Source organism: Marinobacter sp. PE14 (genome assembly GCF_053566155.1).
On record NZ_JBQXNY010000002.1, the window covers coordinates 533523 to 549225 of the forward strand.

Below are 15703 nucleotides of genomic sequence, written 5' to 3' on the forward strand. Positions count from 1 at the left end.
ATCTCGTCTCCTCCTACAGCCTCATGGGCATGACAACATAGAGGCAGCGGTTATCATTCTGCGCCTCTATCAACGCACTGCTGTTCGGATTGGAAAGGGTAATCTTTACCTGATCCTCATCCAGCGCGTTCATGACATCCACCAAATAGCCTACATTAAAACCGATCTGCAAGGATTCGCCCTGATAGTCCACCGGAAGCGCGTCTTCGGCCTGTTCCTGATCCGGGTTGTTGGCGAAGACCTGGAGTTCATTCGATGCCAGGTTAAGTCGTACACCACGGATATTCTCGTGAGACAGGATCCCCGCCCGTTGCAGGGTATTCTTCAATGTGGCGCGGTCGGCCAAAACAACCTTATCGCCACCTCGCGGAATGACCCGGTTGTAATCGGGGAATTTCCCTTCAATAAGTTTCGACGTAAAGGTGTACGAACCCACCGTCGCCCGCAGATGATTGTCGCCGATCACCAGGGTGACCGGTGTTTCCACATCATCCAGCAACCTGGCCAGCTCAAGGACCCCTTTACGCGGGACAATAACCTGCCGCAACTCCGGGCAATTGGTCGGCAGTTCCAGATGTGCCATCGCCAGCCGGTGACCATCCGTCGCCACCGTCCGTACATGATCTTTGTCCACTTCCAGCAACAGGCCGTTCAGGTAATAGCGAACATCCTGCTGAGCCATGGCAAATGCAGTGGCATCCAGCATCCGACCCAGTTCTTTCTGGGGCAACTCCAGGCGAAAGCTTTCATCTTCGTCTTCCACGTTGGGGAAGTGCTCCGCCGGCAGCGTCGACAACGTAAAATGACTGGCGCCACAGCGCAGATGCAACCGATCGCCTTCAAGCGACAGTTCCATCGGCGCCTCGTCGCCCAGGGCGCGGGAAATATCGGACAGCTTGCGGGCCGGAACCGTAATCCGGCCGGGCTGATCCACATGCACCGGCGTTACCCGTGCCACCAGCTCCACCTCCATATTGGTACCGGTCAGGGTCAGGGTATTGTCCTCGGCCACCAGCAACACGTTGGAGAGCACGGGCATGGTCTGTTTCTTTTCCACCACGCCGGCAATGCTTTGCAGCGGGGTAAGCAGGGATTCACGGCTGATCGTCAGTTTCATGGCACTCAGCTTTCTTTATGTTGGAAGGGTGAATGGTATTCGCCAACGCCCGGCATCAGGTGGTCAGCAGTCTCATAAAATTCTGATAATCTTCGCGGATGCCCGGATCAGTCTCCTGCAATTCCACGATTTTCTTGCACGCATGCAATACAGTGGTGTGGTCCCGACCGCCAAAGGCGTCGCCAATCTCCGGCAAGCTATGATTAGTCAGCTCCTTGGACAGGGACATGGCGACCTGCCGGGGCCGCGTCACCGTTCGGGTCCGGCGCTTGGAGAGCAGATCGGCTACCTTGATCTTGTAGTATTCCGCCACGGTGCGCTGAATGTTATCGATGCTCACCTGTTTCTCGTGCAGCGCCAACAGGTCTTTCAAGCTCTCCCGGATAAACGGGGGCGTGATTTCCGAACCGGTGAAGTGAGCATTCGCTATCACCAGACGAAGCGCGCCTTCAAGCTCTCGAACATTTGAACGGATCTTCTGGGCAATAAAAAAGGCCGCTTCGCTGCTCAGCTTTACGTTGGCCTGATCGGCCTTTTTCATCAGAATGGCGACCCGGGTTTCGAGTTCCGGTGGCTCAACCATGACAGTCAGACCCCAACCAAACCGGGATTTGAGCCGCTCTTCCATATCGACAATTTCTTTCGGGAACCGGTCACAGGTGACGATGACCTGCTGACCACCTTCCAGCAACGCATTAAAAGTGTGGAAGAACTCTTCCTGGGAACGCTCCTTGCGGGCAAAGAACTGGATGTCATCGATCAACAGGGCATCCACAGACCGGTAGTAGCGCTTGAATTCATTGATGGCATTCAGCTGCAATGCCTTCACCATATCCGCCACAAATCGTTCCGAGCGAAGATAGGCGACTTTCGCCTTGGGGTTGCGACGGACAATTTCGTTCCCGATGGCATGCATCAGGTGTGTTTTACCCAGACCAACACCGCCGTAAAGGAACAACGGATTGTAGGCACCACCCGGGTTCTCCGCTACCTGCATGGAGGCGGCTCTTGCCAGTTGGTTGGATTTACCTTCAACAAAGGTTTCGAAGGTGAATCCTTCATTCAGGAAACTCTGGTGCTTTATATCGCCTTCAACCTGAACCGGCCGCCGCTCACTGCCACTTTTCGGACGAACAGAAGGCGAACCGGCCACCGTAGCAGCCACACCTTTCTCTTCTTCGGTTACCCGGCTACCGGTCTCTTCATGAACCTGACCATTCACGCGAGCAGGTACTTCCGAGCGTTTGACCGGTTCACCTTCACGGGGTGCCGAACCCACTTTCATATTGACGCGGGGCGCCTGCCCGCCGTTCAGATCCTTCAGCACCTCTTCGATACGCCGCAGGTACTTTTCGTTCACCCAATCCATCACAAAGCGGTTAGGAGCGAACAGCATCAGCTGCCCCTCCCGGTGATCGGACTGCAGGGGCCTGAGCCAGGTATTGAACTGTTGTGCGGGAAACTCGTCCCGGAGTACTTCAAGACATTGATGCCACATACTGTTTGGCACGACAGCCTGCTCCCGATAACCCTGAAATGTCTCTGAACGGACAAGGGACTTCCTGTCCTGTGAGATGACCACGAATTCTAACCCGACCGGCCCACCAGTAAAAGAGCCAAAGCCAGTTAATGAACAGCCTGTGGAAATTTATTTCTTTGTATTTCAGTTTTTTACGAACTTACCTACAACCTTGTGTACAGAAAATAACTTCTCGGAAAGTTACCCACAGGCCTGTGTGTATAGCCCGGGTTTAACCCTGTTAAGAACCCCGGGACGCAACCGGGGATAACTTGGACCCATCGCACGAAACAGACTTACCCACATTTCGCCCTGCCGCCGTCCACAGCCCTCAGGGTGCCTTATCAATACCCTTATAAACCATTCAGGGATTTGTTTTTCATCCTATTTTTTCGCTTATCCACAGAAATCTTCGATACTAATAACAGTAATAATTAATCCTTAAAAGAATTCTAAAAAGACTTACTGAATTTATTAGCTGGCCAGGCCATTCCGAAATTTTCAGGATGCGCACAACCCGCAAGCAATAAGCATTGAATTCCCACCGGTATTTGCATAGAATGCCGCTCCTGTTTTGGCTGTTCATTTTCCAGCCAGTTACTGAATTTCCAACTTACGAATTGTGAGATCATCACCATGAAAAGAACGTTTCAACCAAGCGTCCTGAAGCGTAAGCGCGTTCACGGTTTCCGTGCCCGTATGGCCACCGCCAACGGTCGCAAGGTTATTTCCCGTCGTCGTGCCAAAGGCCGCGCACGTCTGTCCGCGTAAGCTCTGATCGCCTCATGAAGGCTTTGAGTTTCCCGAAATCACATCGTCTTTTGCGACCTGCTGATTACGGCAAAGTCTTCAACGACGTGCAGCTGAAAGTTCCGCACCGGAATTTTCTGATCCTGGCGACACCGAACAATCTCGGTCACGCCAGGATCGGTCTGATCTTCTCGAAGAAGAACCTGAAGCTTGCCGTCCAGAGAAACCGGATAAAACGACAGGTCAGGGAAAGCTTCCGGCACCAGACGGACCTGCCCGGTGTCGACCTTGTTGTTCTGGGACGTCAGGGGCTGGTTTCCCTGGACAACCATTTGGTACGCGCAGCCATGGACGACCTCTTGCGCCGTCTCAGGAAAAAGTACGCTCAATCTCAGCCATCCCGGGCAGCAACATCCGAACCTGCCGGTCGAGGAACGGGTTAATGCGCAAGCTTCTGCTTCTGCCCATCCGCTTCTACCAGTACGCAATCAGTCCCCTGATGGCAAGTCACTGCCGCCACTATCCCACCTGCTCACAATACGCCGTTGAAGCCATAACCCATCATGGCGCGCTTAAAGGATTATTTCTCGCAATCCGGCGTCTGTTAAGGTGTCATCCTTGGGCCGAAGGCGGTTATGATCCTGTACCGGGAACTACCGATCCCCGGGTTCAGGAAGCGGCAACAACCTGCGTACACGCTGATCACTCCCACACAACAACCCAGACCAGACAGTAACTCTATGGATATTCAACGCATCGTATTATTTGCCGGCCTGGCTATTGTCAGTTATCTGATGGTGCTTGCCTGGAATGAGGATTACCATCAGCAGCCGCAGACGGCTCAAGTCGCTGAATCGCAGCCTTCGCAAAACACAGCCAGCATGGGCAATTCAGACGATATGGTGCTTCCGGAGGAAGGTTCTGCACAGGTAGACGGTGATGGCGAGTTCACTACACCGGAAACAGGTCAGGCTGTCGTAAGCTCAACAGAAAACAACACCACAGTCAGCGACCAGTTCATTACTGTCCGCACTGACGTTTACGACCTGCAAATTGATCGGGTCAGCGGTAACCTGGTGAAAGCCCAGTTGCTTAATTACGACGACTCCCTGAACAGCAAGGAACCGCTGACACTCCTGAACAACACGCAGAATCGTCTTTACGTTCTTGAAAGTGGTCTGATTGGTCGTGATGGTCCTGACAGTCGCAAGAACGGTTCAGCACCCGTATACAGTGCGGATGCTTCCAGCTATGAGCTGGCCGAAGGTGATAACCAGCTCCAGGTAGACCTGACATACACCACCGATAGCGGTGTGCAGATCACCAAGCGCTACCAGTTCGAACGCGACAGCTATGAGATAAGCGTCAAGTATCTGGTTGAAAACCAGTCAGGTGAGAACTGGCAAGGCAATTTCACCGGCAAGATCGTCCGTGACCAGTCTCCGGACCCGACCTCCCAGACCAGCATGGGTATTCAGGCATTTCTTGGCCTGGTGATCAGCTCCCCGGAAGATCCCTACGAGAAATTCGATTTTGGCGACTTGCAGGAGACCCAGATCAACCAGTCCGTCACCAATGGCTGGCTGGCCTTTCTCCAGCACTACTTCCTGTCTGCCTGGGTACCCGAACGCGACATCTCTGCGCAGTATCAGACCACACAACGTGGCCAAAACTACGTAATGGGCTTTGTCTACCCCGCCACCACAGTAGCGCCGGGTGAGACCGCAGAGATCGGTGCCCGGGCCTACGTCGGGCCAAAGATTATTGAGCGTCTCGAAGGCATGGCTCCGAACCTTGACCGTACCGTTGATTTCGGCTGGCTGTTCTTCATTTCGCTGCCGCTGTTTATCATTCTGGACTGGTTCCACAGCCTCGTTGGCAACTGGGGCGTGTCTATCATCCTGCTGACGGTTCTGGTCAAGGCGGTGTTCTTCCACCTATCCGCAACCAGCTACAAGTCCATGGCCAAGATGCGGGCCGTTGCGCCCCAGCTAACCCGGCTGAAAGAACTGTACGGGGACGACCGGCAGCGCATGTCCCAGGAAATGATGGCGTTGTACAAGCGGGAGAAGATCAATCCGCTTGGTGGCTGTCTGCCCATACTGGTGCAGATGCCGGTGTTCATCTCCCTGTACTGGGTACTCTTTGAAAGTGTTCAGCTTCGCCACGCGCCGTTCATGCTGTGGATCCAGGATTTGTCGGTCATGGACCCGTACTTCATCCTGCCGATTCTGATGGGTGCCAGCATGTTCGTGCAGATGAGCCTGAACCCGACTCCGCCGGATCCCATGCAGGCCAAGATCATGAAGATGATGCCGTTGATCTTCACCGTCTTCTTCCTGTGGTTCCCGGCAGGTCTGGTACTGTACTGGCTGGTGAACAACATTCTGTCCATTACGCAGCAGTGGTACATTACCCGCAAGATCGAAACAGAAATGGCCGGCAAGAAGCACTGACCGGTGCCCGAACCGACCCGGCAAAGGCTCCTGTATGGAGCCTTTGTTGTTTTCAGCCTGTGGAAAAAGCATGAGCCAGAGTTCTGAAACCATCGCAGCCATCGCCACCGCACCCGGACAAGCCGGGGTTGGAATCGTTCGCGTGTCCGGTCCTAAAGCCCGGGCTATTGCCAGACAGATGCTTGGGTTTGAGCCCAAACCCCGTTATGCCCATTACGGCCCGTTCCAAGATAGCCGGGGCGAGTTGATTGATGAGGGCATTGGGCTGTTTTTCCCCAACCCTCACTCGTTCACCGGTGAGGATGTGTTCGAGCTTCAGGGCCACGGTGGCACCGTGATTCTCGATCTTCTGCTTCGTGAAGTGTGCTGCCAAGGCGCAAGACTGGCCCGTCCCGGTGAGTTTTCAGAGCGGGCGTTTCTCAACGATAAACTGGATCTGGCCCAGGCCGAAGCCATTGCCGACCTGATTGAAAGCAGCTCGGAACAGGCGGCCCGCTGCGCCGTTCGTTCCATGCAGGGGGTGTTCTCCCGGCAGATCGAGGATCTGGTGGACGCGGTGACCCACCTGCGGATCTACGTCGAGGCGGCGATCGATTTTCCAGAGGAGGAGATCGACTTCCTGGCCGACGGCAAGGTGGCCAGTGACCTGCAGAACCTGCTGGAGCGGCTCGGGAAAATCCTGGCCGAAGCCCAGCAGGGCACTATCCTTCGTGACGGCATGAAAGTGGTTATCGGCGGAAGGCCCAATGCCGGCAAGTCCAGTCTGCTCAATGCGCTGGCCGGTCGCGAAGCGGCCATTGTTACGGCGATTGAGGGCACAACCCGTGATGTCCTGAGAGAGCATATCCACATTGACGGGATGCCCCTGCACATCATCGATACCGCAGGCCTGCGGGACAGCCCGGACGAAGTGGAACAGATCGGTATTGCCCGGGCCTGGGAGGAAATCCGTCAGGCCGATCGCATTCTTCTGATGGTGGATGCGACTACCACCGATAAAACCAGTCCCCATGAAATCTGGCCGGACTTTATCGACCAGCTACCGGCCAACGCCCCGGTGACGGTGATTCGTAACAAGGTGGACCTGTCCGGTGAACCGGTTGGTATCACTGCTGAAGACTACCAGAGCGCCCCGGTGATTCGTTTGGCGGCAAAGTCTGCCGAGGGACTGGAGATTCTGCGGGACCATCTCAAGCAGTGCATGGGCTTTGCCAGCACCACAGAAGGTGGTTTCCTCGCCCGGCGCCGCCACCTGGATGCCCTGGAGCGGGCCCAGGCCCTGCTGATCCAGGGCCAGAGCCAGCTGGAGGGATTCGGTGCAGGCGAACTCCTGGCAGAGGACTTGCGGGCCGCACAGGATGCCCTGGGAGAGATCACCGGACACCTCACCCCGGATGAGCTGTTGGGCAAGATATTCAGCAGCTTCTGCATCGGGAAGTAATCAGCAAACCCCTCAGTTGCACTGATTCTCGGCAACAACCTGCTGAATTTTTTATTGAGCGATCGCTCAATAAAGACTAGAGTACTGGACAGGCTAACAACAAACGCAATCGTCCAGGAGCCATAAACGATGAATCCCACGATCGATTATTACTTCACCTGCATTTCTCCGTTCACTTATCTCGGCCATCGGGCATTTCTGGAAACAGCCGGCACCGCACGTGCCAAGGTTAATTTCAGGCCCGTGAAGCTGGCAAAAGTGTTTGCCAACTCCGGAGCGAAGCCCGTTCCAGAGCGTCCGGTATGCCGACAGGAGTACCGCCTGCTCGAAATTGAACGTTGGGCGAAGAAACGGGATCTGGCTATCAACCTGAAGCCGGCGCACTTTCCAACAGACCCGGGCCTGGCTGACCGTTGCGTTATTGCACTGCAACAGGCCGGTGAAGATCCAGGAGAATTTGTGCAGCGCGCTTTGGCCGCCTGTTGGTCTGAGGAGAAAAACATTGCCGACGAAGCGGTGATTCGCGAGATCCTGAGCACACTCGAATTCGATGCCGAGAACGTGCTCAAGTCCGCGGCGTCAACCGATATTGCGGACCAGTACGAGCGCAACAGTGACGATGCCGTTGGCCAGGGCGTGTTGGGTGCGCCGGCCTACCTGTTGAATGGTGAGCAATTCTGGGGGCAAGATCGGGTTGAGTTGCTGGCGGAGACGCTGGAATCAAAGCCCGGAGCGAAGTGATGATTGATCTTTATTACTGGCCTACGCCTAACGGCCACAAGATCACCATATTCCTTGAAGAGTCCGGACTGGACTACCGGATTTATCCAGTAGATATCAGTGCCGGAGACCAGTTCAAACCGGAATTTCTGGCGATTTCACCCAACAACCGTATGCCGGCTATCATCGACCACGATTCTGCCGAGGATGGCGAGCCTGTTACGGTGTTCGAGTCCGGTGCCATCCTTATGTATCTTGCGGAAAAAACCGGTCGCTTCCTGCCAGCTGATCTCCGTGGCAGGAAGACAGTACTGGAATGGCTGATGTGGCAGATGGGCGGTCTGGGGCCCATGGCGGGTCAGAATCATCATTTCGTCCAGTATGCCCCTGAGCAAGTTCCCTATGCGATCAATCGGTACGTCAATGAAACCAATCGTCTATACGGCGTACTCAATACCCGTTTGAGTGGTCGGGACTGGGTTGCCAACGATTATTCCATTGCCGATATGGCCATCTACCCCTGGATTGTTCCCCACGAGCGGCAACAGCAATCCTTGTCTGACTTTCCAAACCTTGAGCGGTGGTTTCATGCAATGCAGGCGAGGCCTGCGGTAGTGACTGCCTATGAGAAAGGTGCTCCCTGGTCTAAACGACCGGCCGTCACCGATGAAGGGAAGAAACTGTTGTTTGGCCAAACGGCTGCGGTGGATAAAAAAGACTAGGCGAAGGGAAGACTTGAGTCTTCCCTTTTTGGTCTCAATCAATCACAGAACCGTGTTATACGGTAAAGGCCATATCTTCGGCATCGAGCTGCATCAGGTTTTTGCTGGGGCTGAGCATGCTGGCAGCGTGGCTCTGGGCCCGGGGCAGCAAACGTTCGAAATAGAACTCGGTGGTGGCGAGTTTGGCCTGGTAAAAGCCGACTGATTCCTCGCCTCCGTTATCGAGTTTATCCACAGCCACCGCAGCCTGACGCAGCCAGATATAGGCCATGGTGACGTAGCCGCTGTACATCAGAAAATCAAAGGATGCGGAACTCACCACATCCCGGTCCTTACGGGCTGCGAGCATGATACGGACGGTCAGCAGGTTCCATTGCCCGGTCAGCTTGAGCAGTTCCAGAGCCCAGGGCCGTAGCCGTTTATCGGTGAGATGCTTACGGGCAAAATTGGCAATGTTCAGGGTGAACTCGCGCACCGCGCCGCCCTGGGTCATCAGCAATACTTTTCGTCCCAGAAGGTCCAGCGCCTGGATTCCGGTGGTGCCCTCATAAAGGGTGGCGATGCGGGTATCCCGGACAATCTGCTCCATGCCGTGTTCTCGGATGTAACCGTGGCCGCCAAAAACCTGGACTCCCAGGTTGGCCGCTTCGCAGCCGAGTTCGGTGAGAAAGCCCTTCAGAATTGGCGTCAGGAAGCCGAGTTTGTCATCGTATTTTTCCGCCTTTTTATCGTCGCCCTCGGTGAATCCCTCCACCATGTGATCGGCCAGCCGGGCCGCGTAATACAGCATGGCCCGACCGCCTTCGGCGATGGCCTTCTGGGTCAGCAACATGCGGCGCACATCGGCATGATGGATCAGGCTGTCAGCTACCTGGTCCGGCTCTTTCTTACCCGAGAGCGCTCGCATGGAACGTCGGTCCCTGGCGTAGGCGAGTGCCCATTGATAGGAGAGTTCCGCCGGGCCCACACCCTGGATCGCGGTGCCGATGCGGGCGGTGTTCATGAACGTGAACATGCAATTGAGCCCTTCGTTCTCGGGACCAATCAGAAAGCCTGTGGCGCCATCGAAATTCAGCACACAGGTGGCCGAGGCCTTGATGCCCATTTTCTTTTCCAGACTGCCGCAGACCACCGGGTTGCGTTCGCCCACGCCACCCTGGCTGTCCAGAAGGAACTTGGGCACGATAAACAGGCTGATACCCCGAGTGCCCTTGGGGGCATCAGGCAGACGGGCCAGAACAATGTGGACGATGTTCTCGGTCAGGTCGTGGTCGCCGGAGGAGATGAAAATCTTGGTACCCGTGATGCGGTAACTGCCATCGGCCTGAGGTTCGGCTTTGGTCTTTACCTGACCCAGGTCGGTGCCGCACTGGGCTTCGGTCAGGCACATGGTGCCGGCCCAGCGGCCCTCGGTCAGTGGCGCAAGGTAGGTCTGTTTCTGGTCTTCCGTGCCGTGAAGGAAAATCGTGTTCATGGCCCCCAGGGACAGCCCCGGATACATCGAGAAGGGCCAGTTGGCGGTACCCATCATTTCCTGTTTCAGCAGTCCCATGGACGCGGGGAGGCCCTGGCCGCCGTATTCCTCGGGCGCTGAGAGTCCCTGCCAGCCCCCCATGGCATATTGCTGGTAGGCCTCACGGTAACCGGTGGGTGTGGTGACTTCACCGTTGGCCAGTTTGCAGCCTTCTTCGTCGCCAGATAGGTAGAGTGGGCTCAGCACTTCCTCACAGAATTTTCCGCATTCGCCCAGTATCGCGTCCACGATATCCGGCGTGGCGTTTTCTCCGCTGGCCAGGGTGGAATAATGGCCTGGGTAGTCGAACACCTCGTTCAGCAGGAATTTCATGTCGCGCAGGGGCGCTTTGTAAACCGGCATAGCGGAATCCTCTGTGTCTTTCTCGGAATCGTGACTGGGCGATCACCGCCCGTTTTCTATTGTTTTACGCCAATACTCGGGCACTGCCATTGACGAAAAGCGCCCTGCAGACTGTCAGAATGGACAATTGGCCGAGATGACGTATCAGACCCTGCGGATTTCGGGTAATGATCGTAAAAGACGGTTGCGGCGTATTTCCTTGCGCCCGAGATCCCCAAATATTCCCGTTCAGAGAGTGTAAAAGTCATGCAAAGCCTGTTAACTGAGATATCGAAACGCCTGTCGACACCTATACTCTGGGTACTGGCCTCGGCACTGTTGCTCAGTGGCTGTGCCAGCCCTTCGCTCGAGGACTACGCAGACCGCACACCAGAGCTGGTCCCTGAAGAGTTCTTTACCGGCGAACTTTCCGCCCGGGGGGTGGTCAAGAATTTCTCCGGTGAGGTGATTCGCACCTTTGATGCGGATATCAGCGCGTCATGGGATGACGAAGGCGTGGGCACCCTGGATGAGGTGTTCCGCTTCAATGATGGCGAAGTGCAGACCCGCGTCTGGACCCTCACTCCCGCGGCGGACGGGTACCACGCCGACGCCGGTGATGTGGTTGAACCGGGAACCATGCGTTGGAGTGGCAACGCGATTCACATGAATTATGTTCTCCAGGTGGCCTATGGCGACGGAACCCTGGATGTACGCATGGATGACTGGATGTATCTGATTACGCCCGACACGTTGATCAATCAGACCACCATGAGCAAGTGGGGAATAGACGTGGGCGAGGTGGTTCTGGTCATCCAGAAAAAGTAACAGACGACTAACCTGACCCCGAAATATCTGGAAATCCTATGTGGAAACAGTGGTTGATTGCGTTGGTACTGGTGGCTGTCGCTATCGGTGGCGCTTTTGTGTATCAGAACTTCGATGATGGGACCGCCGCCCAGAGCGGCCGTGAACGTCCCGCCAGCGCGGTCAACACCATGCTTCCGCAGATGGAGACGGTACGGGATGTGGTCAATGCCGTTGGCAGTCTCAAAGCCCTTAACGCGGTGGAACTGACCACTGAAGTCAGTGGCCGGGTGGTGGAACTGAGTCTGGAAACCGGCCGCCGGGTGGGGCAGGGCGAGGTGCTGTTGCGGCTTGATGATCGCCAGGCCCGGGCAGACCTGCAGGTGATCGAGGCGCAACTGGCGGATGCCCGCCGGCGGTATGAAAGGGCACAGCGGTTGCGCTCCAACAACAGTATTTCCCAGTCGCAGGTGGATGAGCTGAGAACGGCAGTCGATGTGGCCGTGGCCCAGCGACAGTCAGCGCGGGTCCGTCTGGAGAACCACCGGATCGAAGCGCCGTTTGCCGGTGTGGTCGGGCTGAGTGACATCAGTATCGGGGCCTACATTACTGCCGGAACCTCGGTGACTACCCTGGATACCACCGACCGCATGGAACTGGGTTTTTCGATCCCGGAGCGTTTTCTGGGGCAGGTGAGTCTCGGACAAGAGGTGAGAGGCGCATCGCCGGCCTACCCGGACCAGAAGTTTTCCGGTCAGCTGGTGGAGTTGGGTTCCAGGGTCAGTGAGTTGAGCCGGTCGCTGCCCGTCCGGGCACTGATCGATAATCCGGATGGTCTGCTCCGGCCAGGACAGTTCATGTCTGCGACGCTAACGCTCCGGGAACGGCAAGCACTGGTGATCCCCGAGCAGGCGGTGATGATACGGGGTGATGAGCAATATGTGTTTGTGGCTGAAGATGGTGTGGCCCGGCGGGTTTCGGTGAACCTGGGGTCGCGCATGCCCGGGTTTGTGGAAGTTTCGAACGGTTTGAGCCAGGACGATCCAGTGATTGTGACTGGCCAGGATCGGCTCAGCAGCGGCGATAGGGTACGCGTGCTTGAGGATGACAAGGCCATTCCCGAGAACCGTTTTATCACGGCCAGGGAGTCGTAACCGGTGGTCCTCTCTGACGTTTCCATCAAGCGGCCGGTATTTGCAACGGTTCTCAGTCTTCTGATCGTGGTGTTCGGGCTGGCAGCCCTGATGGGCCTGCCAGTGCGAGAATACCCGGATATTGACCCACCGGTCGTCTCCATTTCCACCGATTATACCGGCGCAGCAGCCGAGGTGGTGGATACCCAGATTACCCAGGTGATCGAGGGTGCCATCAGTGGCATCGAGGGCATTCGTTCTATCGAATCCTCCACCGAGCAGGGCGAATCCCGAACCAGTATTGAATTTACTACGGCCCGGGATGTGGATATTGCCGCCAATGATGTCCGTGATGCGGTGTCACGGGTGGCCAACCAGCTGCCGGACGAAGCCGATCCACCGGTGGTGCGTAAGGCGGATTCCGATGCACGGCCGATGATGTGGGTCACCCTTCGCAGTGATGTCTGGGACAGTGCCGAGTTGAGTGACTTTGCCGACCGGGTCCTGGCGGACAGGTTGTCGGTACTCGATGGTGTTGCCGACGTCCGTATCGGTGGAGAACGGCGCTATGCCATCCGGGTCTGGCTGGATCGGGAACGGCTTGCGGCCCGGGATATCACCGTGGCGGAAGTTGAGCGGGCGTTGCGCTCGAACAACGTAGAGTTGCCAGCAGGATCGGTGGATTCCTCCACTCGTAATTTCACGGTTCGTGCGGAAGGCCGATTGTCTAACGTCGAGCAGTTCCGGGAACTGGTGATTCGTCGCGATGGCAACGATTTGCTGCGTCTCGGTGAGGTGGCCAATGTTCAGATGGGGGTGGAGTCGGATGTCAGCCGCCTGCGCGCCAACGGCCAGACCGCCATTGGCATGGGTATTATCCGCCAGTCCAAGGCCAACACCGTGGCGGTTTCCGATGCCGTCCGCGCCGAATTGGAGAAAATTCGCGAGACCCTGCCACCGGAAGTGACCATCGCGGAAAGCTACGACGAATCCATCTTCATCCGGGCTTCCATAAAGGAAGTCGTCACCACGCTCGCCATCGCTGTGTCCCTGGTTATTCTGGTTATCTTCCTGTTCCTGCGTTCCTGGCGGGCTACCCTGATTCCTGCGGTGACCATTCCGGTCGCGGTGATTGGCGCCTTTATTGGTCTGGGCTTCCTGGGTTTTTCCATCAACGTACTGACCCTGCTGGCGGTGATCCTCGCCATCGGCCTGGTGGTGGATGATGCCATCGTAATGCTGGAAAACATCCAGCGCCGGATTGATGAGGGCGAGCCGCCGTTGCTTGCCGCCTACCGGGGCGCGAAGCAGGTTGCCTTTGCCGTGATAGCGACCACCCTGACCCTTGTAGCGGTGTTCGTCCCTATCTCGTTCATGGGCGGCAACATTGGCCGGCTGTTTGCCGAATTCGGCTTTACCCTGGCCGCCGCGGTGGTGTTTTCGAGCCTCGTTGCCCTGACCCTGGCACCGATGCTGTGTTCCAAGTGGCTCCGGCACAGCCCGGAATCGGCAGAAGGGCATCGTCTCTGGGCCGCGAGCGAAAAGGTCTTGAATGGCCTGACCAACGGTTACCGAAGGCTGTTGCAGTTTTCCCTGAGGCAGCCGGGATTGTTACTGGGCCTCGGTCTTGTCGGACTGGTCATTGCCGCCGTGGTGTATCCGAAATTGCCTCAGGAGCTGGCGCCCACCGAAGACCGTGCCGTGATCATCATGCCTACCAGTGCGCCCAGGGGCTCGACGGTGGAGTACACCGATCATTACGTTCGCCAGGTGGAGCAATCCCTGTTGCCATACCTGGATGAGGGCATTGCCAACCGCCTGCTCGCCATCGTCGGGTTCCGTGATGAAGAGGATAATGCGTTCATGATCATGGGCCTGGTGCCCTGGGAAGAGCGGGATATCAAGCAGCAGGAAGTGACCAGCGAAATCCGCGAAAAGTTGGCCGATGTGTCCGGGATCCGAACCGTGGCCGTGAACCCGCCGGGTCTCGGCCAGCGGGGATTCAGTCAGGCCGTGGAGTTTGTGGTGGCTGGTCCGGACTACGAATCAGTGCAGGCCTGGAGTCAGGAGATCGTTGAGCGGGCCAAGGAAAACCCGAATCTCCAGAACCTGGATACCGACTTTGAACTGACCCGACCGGAACTGCGGGTGAATATCGACCGGGAGCGGGCCGCGGATCTGGATATCACGGTAGAGGACGTGGGCCTCACTCTTCAGACTATGCTGGCCTCGCGCCAGGTAACGACTTACATTGATCGTGGTCGGGAATACGACGTGATTATCCAGGCGGAAGCCGCCAACCGGGCGACGCCCGAAGACCTGGGCCAGATTTTCCTGCGGCCTCGGGAGGGCGGTAACCTGATTCCTTTGCAGGCACTGGTTTCCGTGCAGGAAATCGGCGCCAACCCGGACCTCCGCCGCATCGACCGGCTGCCCGCCGTGGTGATCAGTGCTTCGCTGGCGGATGGCTACGACCTGGGTTCGGCATTGACCTACCTGAACAACCTGGCTGTGGATAACCTGCCGCCGGAAGCCCGCGTCAGCTACAAGGGCCTGAGCCGGGAATTCCAGGAATCCTCGGCGGCAATCTACATTACCTTTGCGCTGGCTTTCGTCATCGTGTTCCTGGTGTTGGCAGCCCAGTTTGAAAGCTGGATACATCCGTTGATTATCATGTTATCGGTGCCGCTGGCGGTAACCGGAGCGCTGCTGGCGCTCTGGTGGACGGGTATCAGTCTGAACATATACAGTCAGATCGGTATCATCATGTTGCTGGGGTTGATGGCCAAGAACGGGATATTGATCGTCGAGTTCGCCAATCAGCTCCGGGACAAGGGTTACGAGGTGCGGGAGGCGATTCTCGAGGGCGCCTGCCTGCGTTTCCGTCCGGTACTGATGACCACCATATCGACGATTTTCGGTGCCGTGCCCCTGGTCATTGCCACCGGTGCCGGCGCCGAGAGTCGGGCGGCGATTGGTATGGTTATTCTGGGTGGGCTGATCTTCGCCACCACGCTGACCCTGTTCATCATCCCGGTGCTCTACAACCTGCTGGCACGGTTTGCCAAATCTTCCAATGCGGTGGAAAAAGAACTGGAACGCCAGGCGTCCGGACAGGCTGGTGGCACAGGAATGGCCGCCGCTCCACAGAAACGCGCCGACGATTTCTGACCGACCGGATGA

Annotated in this window: 13 protein-coding genes; 10 read left to right on the forward strand and 3 right to left on the reverse strand. The window is 56.7% G+C overall.

Features of this window, described 5'->3' with window-relative positions; translation table 11 throughout:
- Positions 1–13: 13 nt before the first annotated feature.
- A complete protein-coding gene (dnaN, locus tag ACWJ62_RS08330) occupies positions 14–1117 on the reverse strand; it encodes a DNA polymerase III subunit beta (RefSeq protein ID WP_088826473.1) in 1104 nt (367 codons plus the stop codon).
- Positions 1118–1172: 55 nt separating this feature from the next.
- Complete coding sequence (gene dnaA / locus ACWJ62_RS08335; protein WP_449285761.1) at positions 1173–2627, reverse strand: chromosomal replication initiator protein DnaA; 1455 nt, start codon at positions 2625–2627, stop codon at positions 1173–1175.
- A 645-nt stretch (positions 2628–3272) separates the two neighbouring features.
- Here dnaA and rpmH point away from each other — a divergent pair.
- The 7 genes from rpmH to ACWJ62_RS08370 all read left to right on the forward strand — a co-directional run bounded on the left by rpmH (position 3273) and on the right by ACWJ62_RS08370 (position 8725).
- Complete coding sequence (rpmH, locus tag ACWJ62_RS08340) at positions 3273–3407, forward strand: 50S ribosomal protein L34 (RefSeq protein WP_008172542.1); 135 nt, start codon at positions 3273–3275, stop codon at positions 3405–3407.
- A 14-nt stretch (positions 3408–3421) separates the two neighbouring features.
- Entirely contained in the window at positions 3422–3829 is a 408-nt protein-coding gene (rnpA, locus tag ACWJ62_RS08345) for a ribonuclease P protein component (RefSeq protein ID WP_449285762.1), read from the forward strand.
- The gene (gene yidD, locus ACWJ62_RS08350; RefSeq protein WP_449285763.1) at positions 3829–4122 is read left to right on the forward strand and encodes a membrane protein insertion efficiency factor YidD; all 294 of its coding nucleotides are present in this window, start codon (positions 3829–3831) and stop codon (positions 4120–4122) included. Before rnpA ends, yidD begins: the two co-directional genes overlap by 1 nt.
- Positions 4123–4126: 4 nt before the next feature.
- Positions 4127–5842: a membrane protein insertase YidC gene (gene yidC, locus ACWJ62_RS08355; protein WP_449285764.1), complete on the forward strand. Its 1716-nt coding sequence runs from the start codon at positions 4127–4129 to the stop codon at positions 5840–5842.
- Between the two features lie 70 nt (positions 5843–5912).
- The gene (gene mnmE, locus ACWJ62_RS08360; RefSeq protein ID WP_449285765.1) at positions 5913–7283 is read left to right on the forward strand and encodes a tRNA uridine-5-carboxymethylaminomethyl(34) synthesis GTPase MnmE; all 1371 of its coding nucleotides are present in this window, start codon (positions 5913–5915) and stop codon (positions 7281–7283) included.
- A gap of 129 nt (positions 7284–7412) precedes the next feature.
- Positions 7413–8024, forward strand: coding sequence for a DsbA family protein (locus ACWJ62_RS08365; RefSeq protein WP_449285766.1), 612 nt, complete (start codon positions 7413–7415; stop codon positions 8022–8024).
- Complete coding sequence (locus ACWJ62_RS08370) at positions 8024–8725, forward strand: glutathione S-transferase N-terminal domain-containing protein (RefSeq protein ID WP_449285767.1); 702 nt, start codon at positions 8024–8026, stop codon at positions 8723–8725. The genes ACWJ62_RS08365 and ACWJ62_RS08370 overlap by 1 nt, the downstream gene beginning before the upstream one ends.
- A gap of 55 nt (positions 8726–8780) precedes the next feature.
- Here the strand turns inward: ACWJ62_RS08370 and ACWJ62_RS08375 are convergent, their stop codons facing one another.
- Entirely contained in the window at positions 8781–10601 is a 1821-nt protein-coding gene (locus ACWJ62_RS08375) for an acyl-CoA dehydrogenase C-terminal domain-containing protein (RefSeq protein WP_449285768.1), read from the reverse strand.
- Positions 10602–10847: 246 nt separating this feature from the next.
- Between ACWJ62_RS08375 and ACWJ62_RS08380 the strand changes: the two genes are divergently transcribed.
- The 3 genes from ACWJ62_RS08380 to ACWJ62_RS08390 are packed head-to-tail and all read left to right on the forward strand — an operon-like array spanning position 10848 to position 15691.
- Positions 10848–11408: a DUF3833 domain-containing protein gene (locus tag ACWJ62_RS08380; RefSeq protein ID WP_449285769.1), complete on the forward strand. Its 561-nt coding sequence runs from the start codon at positions 10848–10850 to the stop codon at positions 11406–11408.
- Between the two features lie 38 nt (positions 11409–11446).
- The gene (locus ACWJ62_RS08385; RefSeq protein WP_449285770.1) at positions 11447–12541 is read left to right on the forward strand and encodes an efflux RND transporter periplasmic adaptor subunit; all 1095 of its coding nucleotides are present in this window, start codon (positions 11447–11449) and stop codon (positions 12539–12541) included.
- A 3-nt stretch (positions 12542–12544) separates the two neighbouring features.
- Positions 12545–15691 carry an efflux RND transporter permease subunit gene (locus tag ACWJ62_RS08390; RefSeq protein ID WP_449285771.1) on the forward strand — a complete coding sequence of 1049 codons (3147 nt, stop codon included), beginning with the start codon at positions 12545–12547 and terminating at the stop codon, positions 15689–15691.
- Positions 15692–15703: the final 12 nt, after the last annotated feature.

What these genes read in the sequence shown, in the direction of transcription:
- dnaN (WP_088826473.1), bottom strand. Translation starts at nt 1,117, where the DNA reads ATGAAACTGACGATCAGCCGTGAATCCCTGCTTACCCCGCTGCAAAGC.
- ACWJ62_RS08385 (WP_449285770.1), top strand. Translation starts at nt 11,447, where the DNA reads ATGTGGAAACAGTGGTTGATTGCGTTGGTACTGGTGGCTGTCGCTATC.
- ACWJ62_RS08380 (WP_449285769.1), top strand. Translation starts at nt 10,848, where the DNA reads ATGCAAAGCCTGTTAACTGAGATATCGAAACGCCTGTCGACACCTATA.
- ACWJ62_RS08365 (WP_449285766.1), top strand. Translation starts at nt 7,413, where the DNA reads ATGAATCCCACGATCGATTATTACTTCACCTGCATTTCTCCGTTCACT.
- ACWJ62_RS08370 (WP_449285767.1), top strand. Translation starts at nt 8,024, where the DNA reads ATGATTGATCTTTATTACTGGCCTACGCCTAACGGCCACAAGATCACC.
- ACWJ62_RS08375 (WP_449285768.1), bottom strand. Translation starts at nt 10,601, where the DNA reads ATGCCGGTTTACAAAGCGCCCCTGCGCGACATGAAATTCCTGCTGAAC.
- yidD (WP_449285763.1), top strand. Translation starts at nt 3,829, where the DNA reads ATGCGCAAGCTTCTGCTTCTGCCCATCCGCTTCTACCAGTACGCAATC.
- mnmE (WP_449285765.1), top strand. Translation starts at nt 5,913, where the DNA reads ATGAGCCAGAGTTCTGAAACCATCGCAGCCATCGCCACCGCACCCGGA.
- rpmH (WP_008172542.1), top strand. Translation starts at nt 3,273, where the DNA reads ATGAAAAGAACGTTTCAACCAAGCGTCCTGAAGCGTAAGCGCGTTCAC.
- rnpA (WP_449285762.1), top strand. Translation starts at nt 3,422, where the DNA reads ATGAAGGCTTTGAGTTTCCCGAAATCACATCGTCTTTTGCGACCTGCT.
- yidC (WP_449285764.1), top strand. Translation starts at nt 4,127, where the DNA reads ATGGATATTCAACGCATCGTATTATTTGCCGGCCTGGCTATTGTCAGT.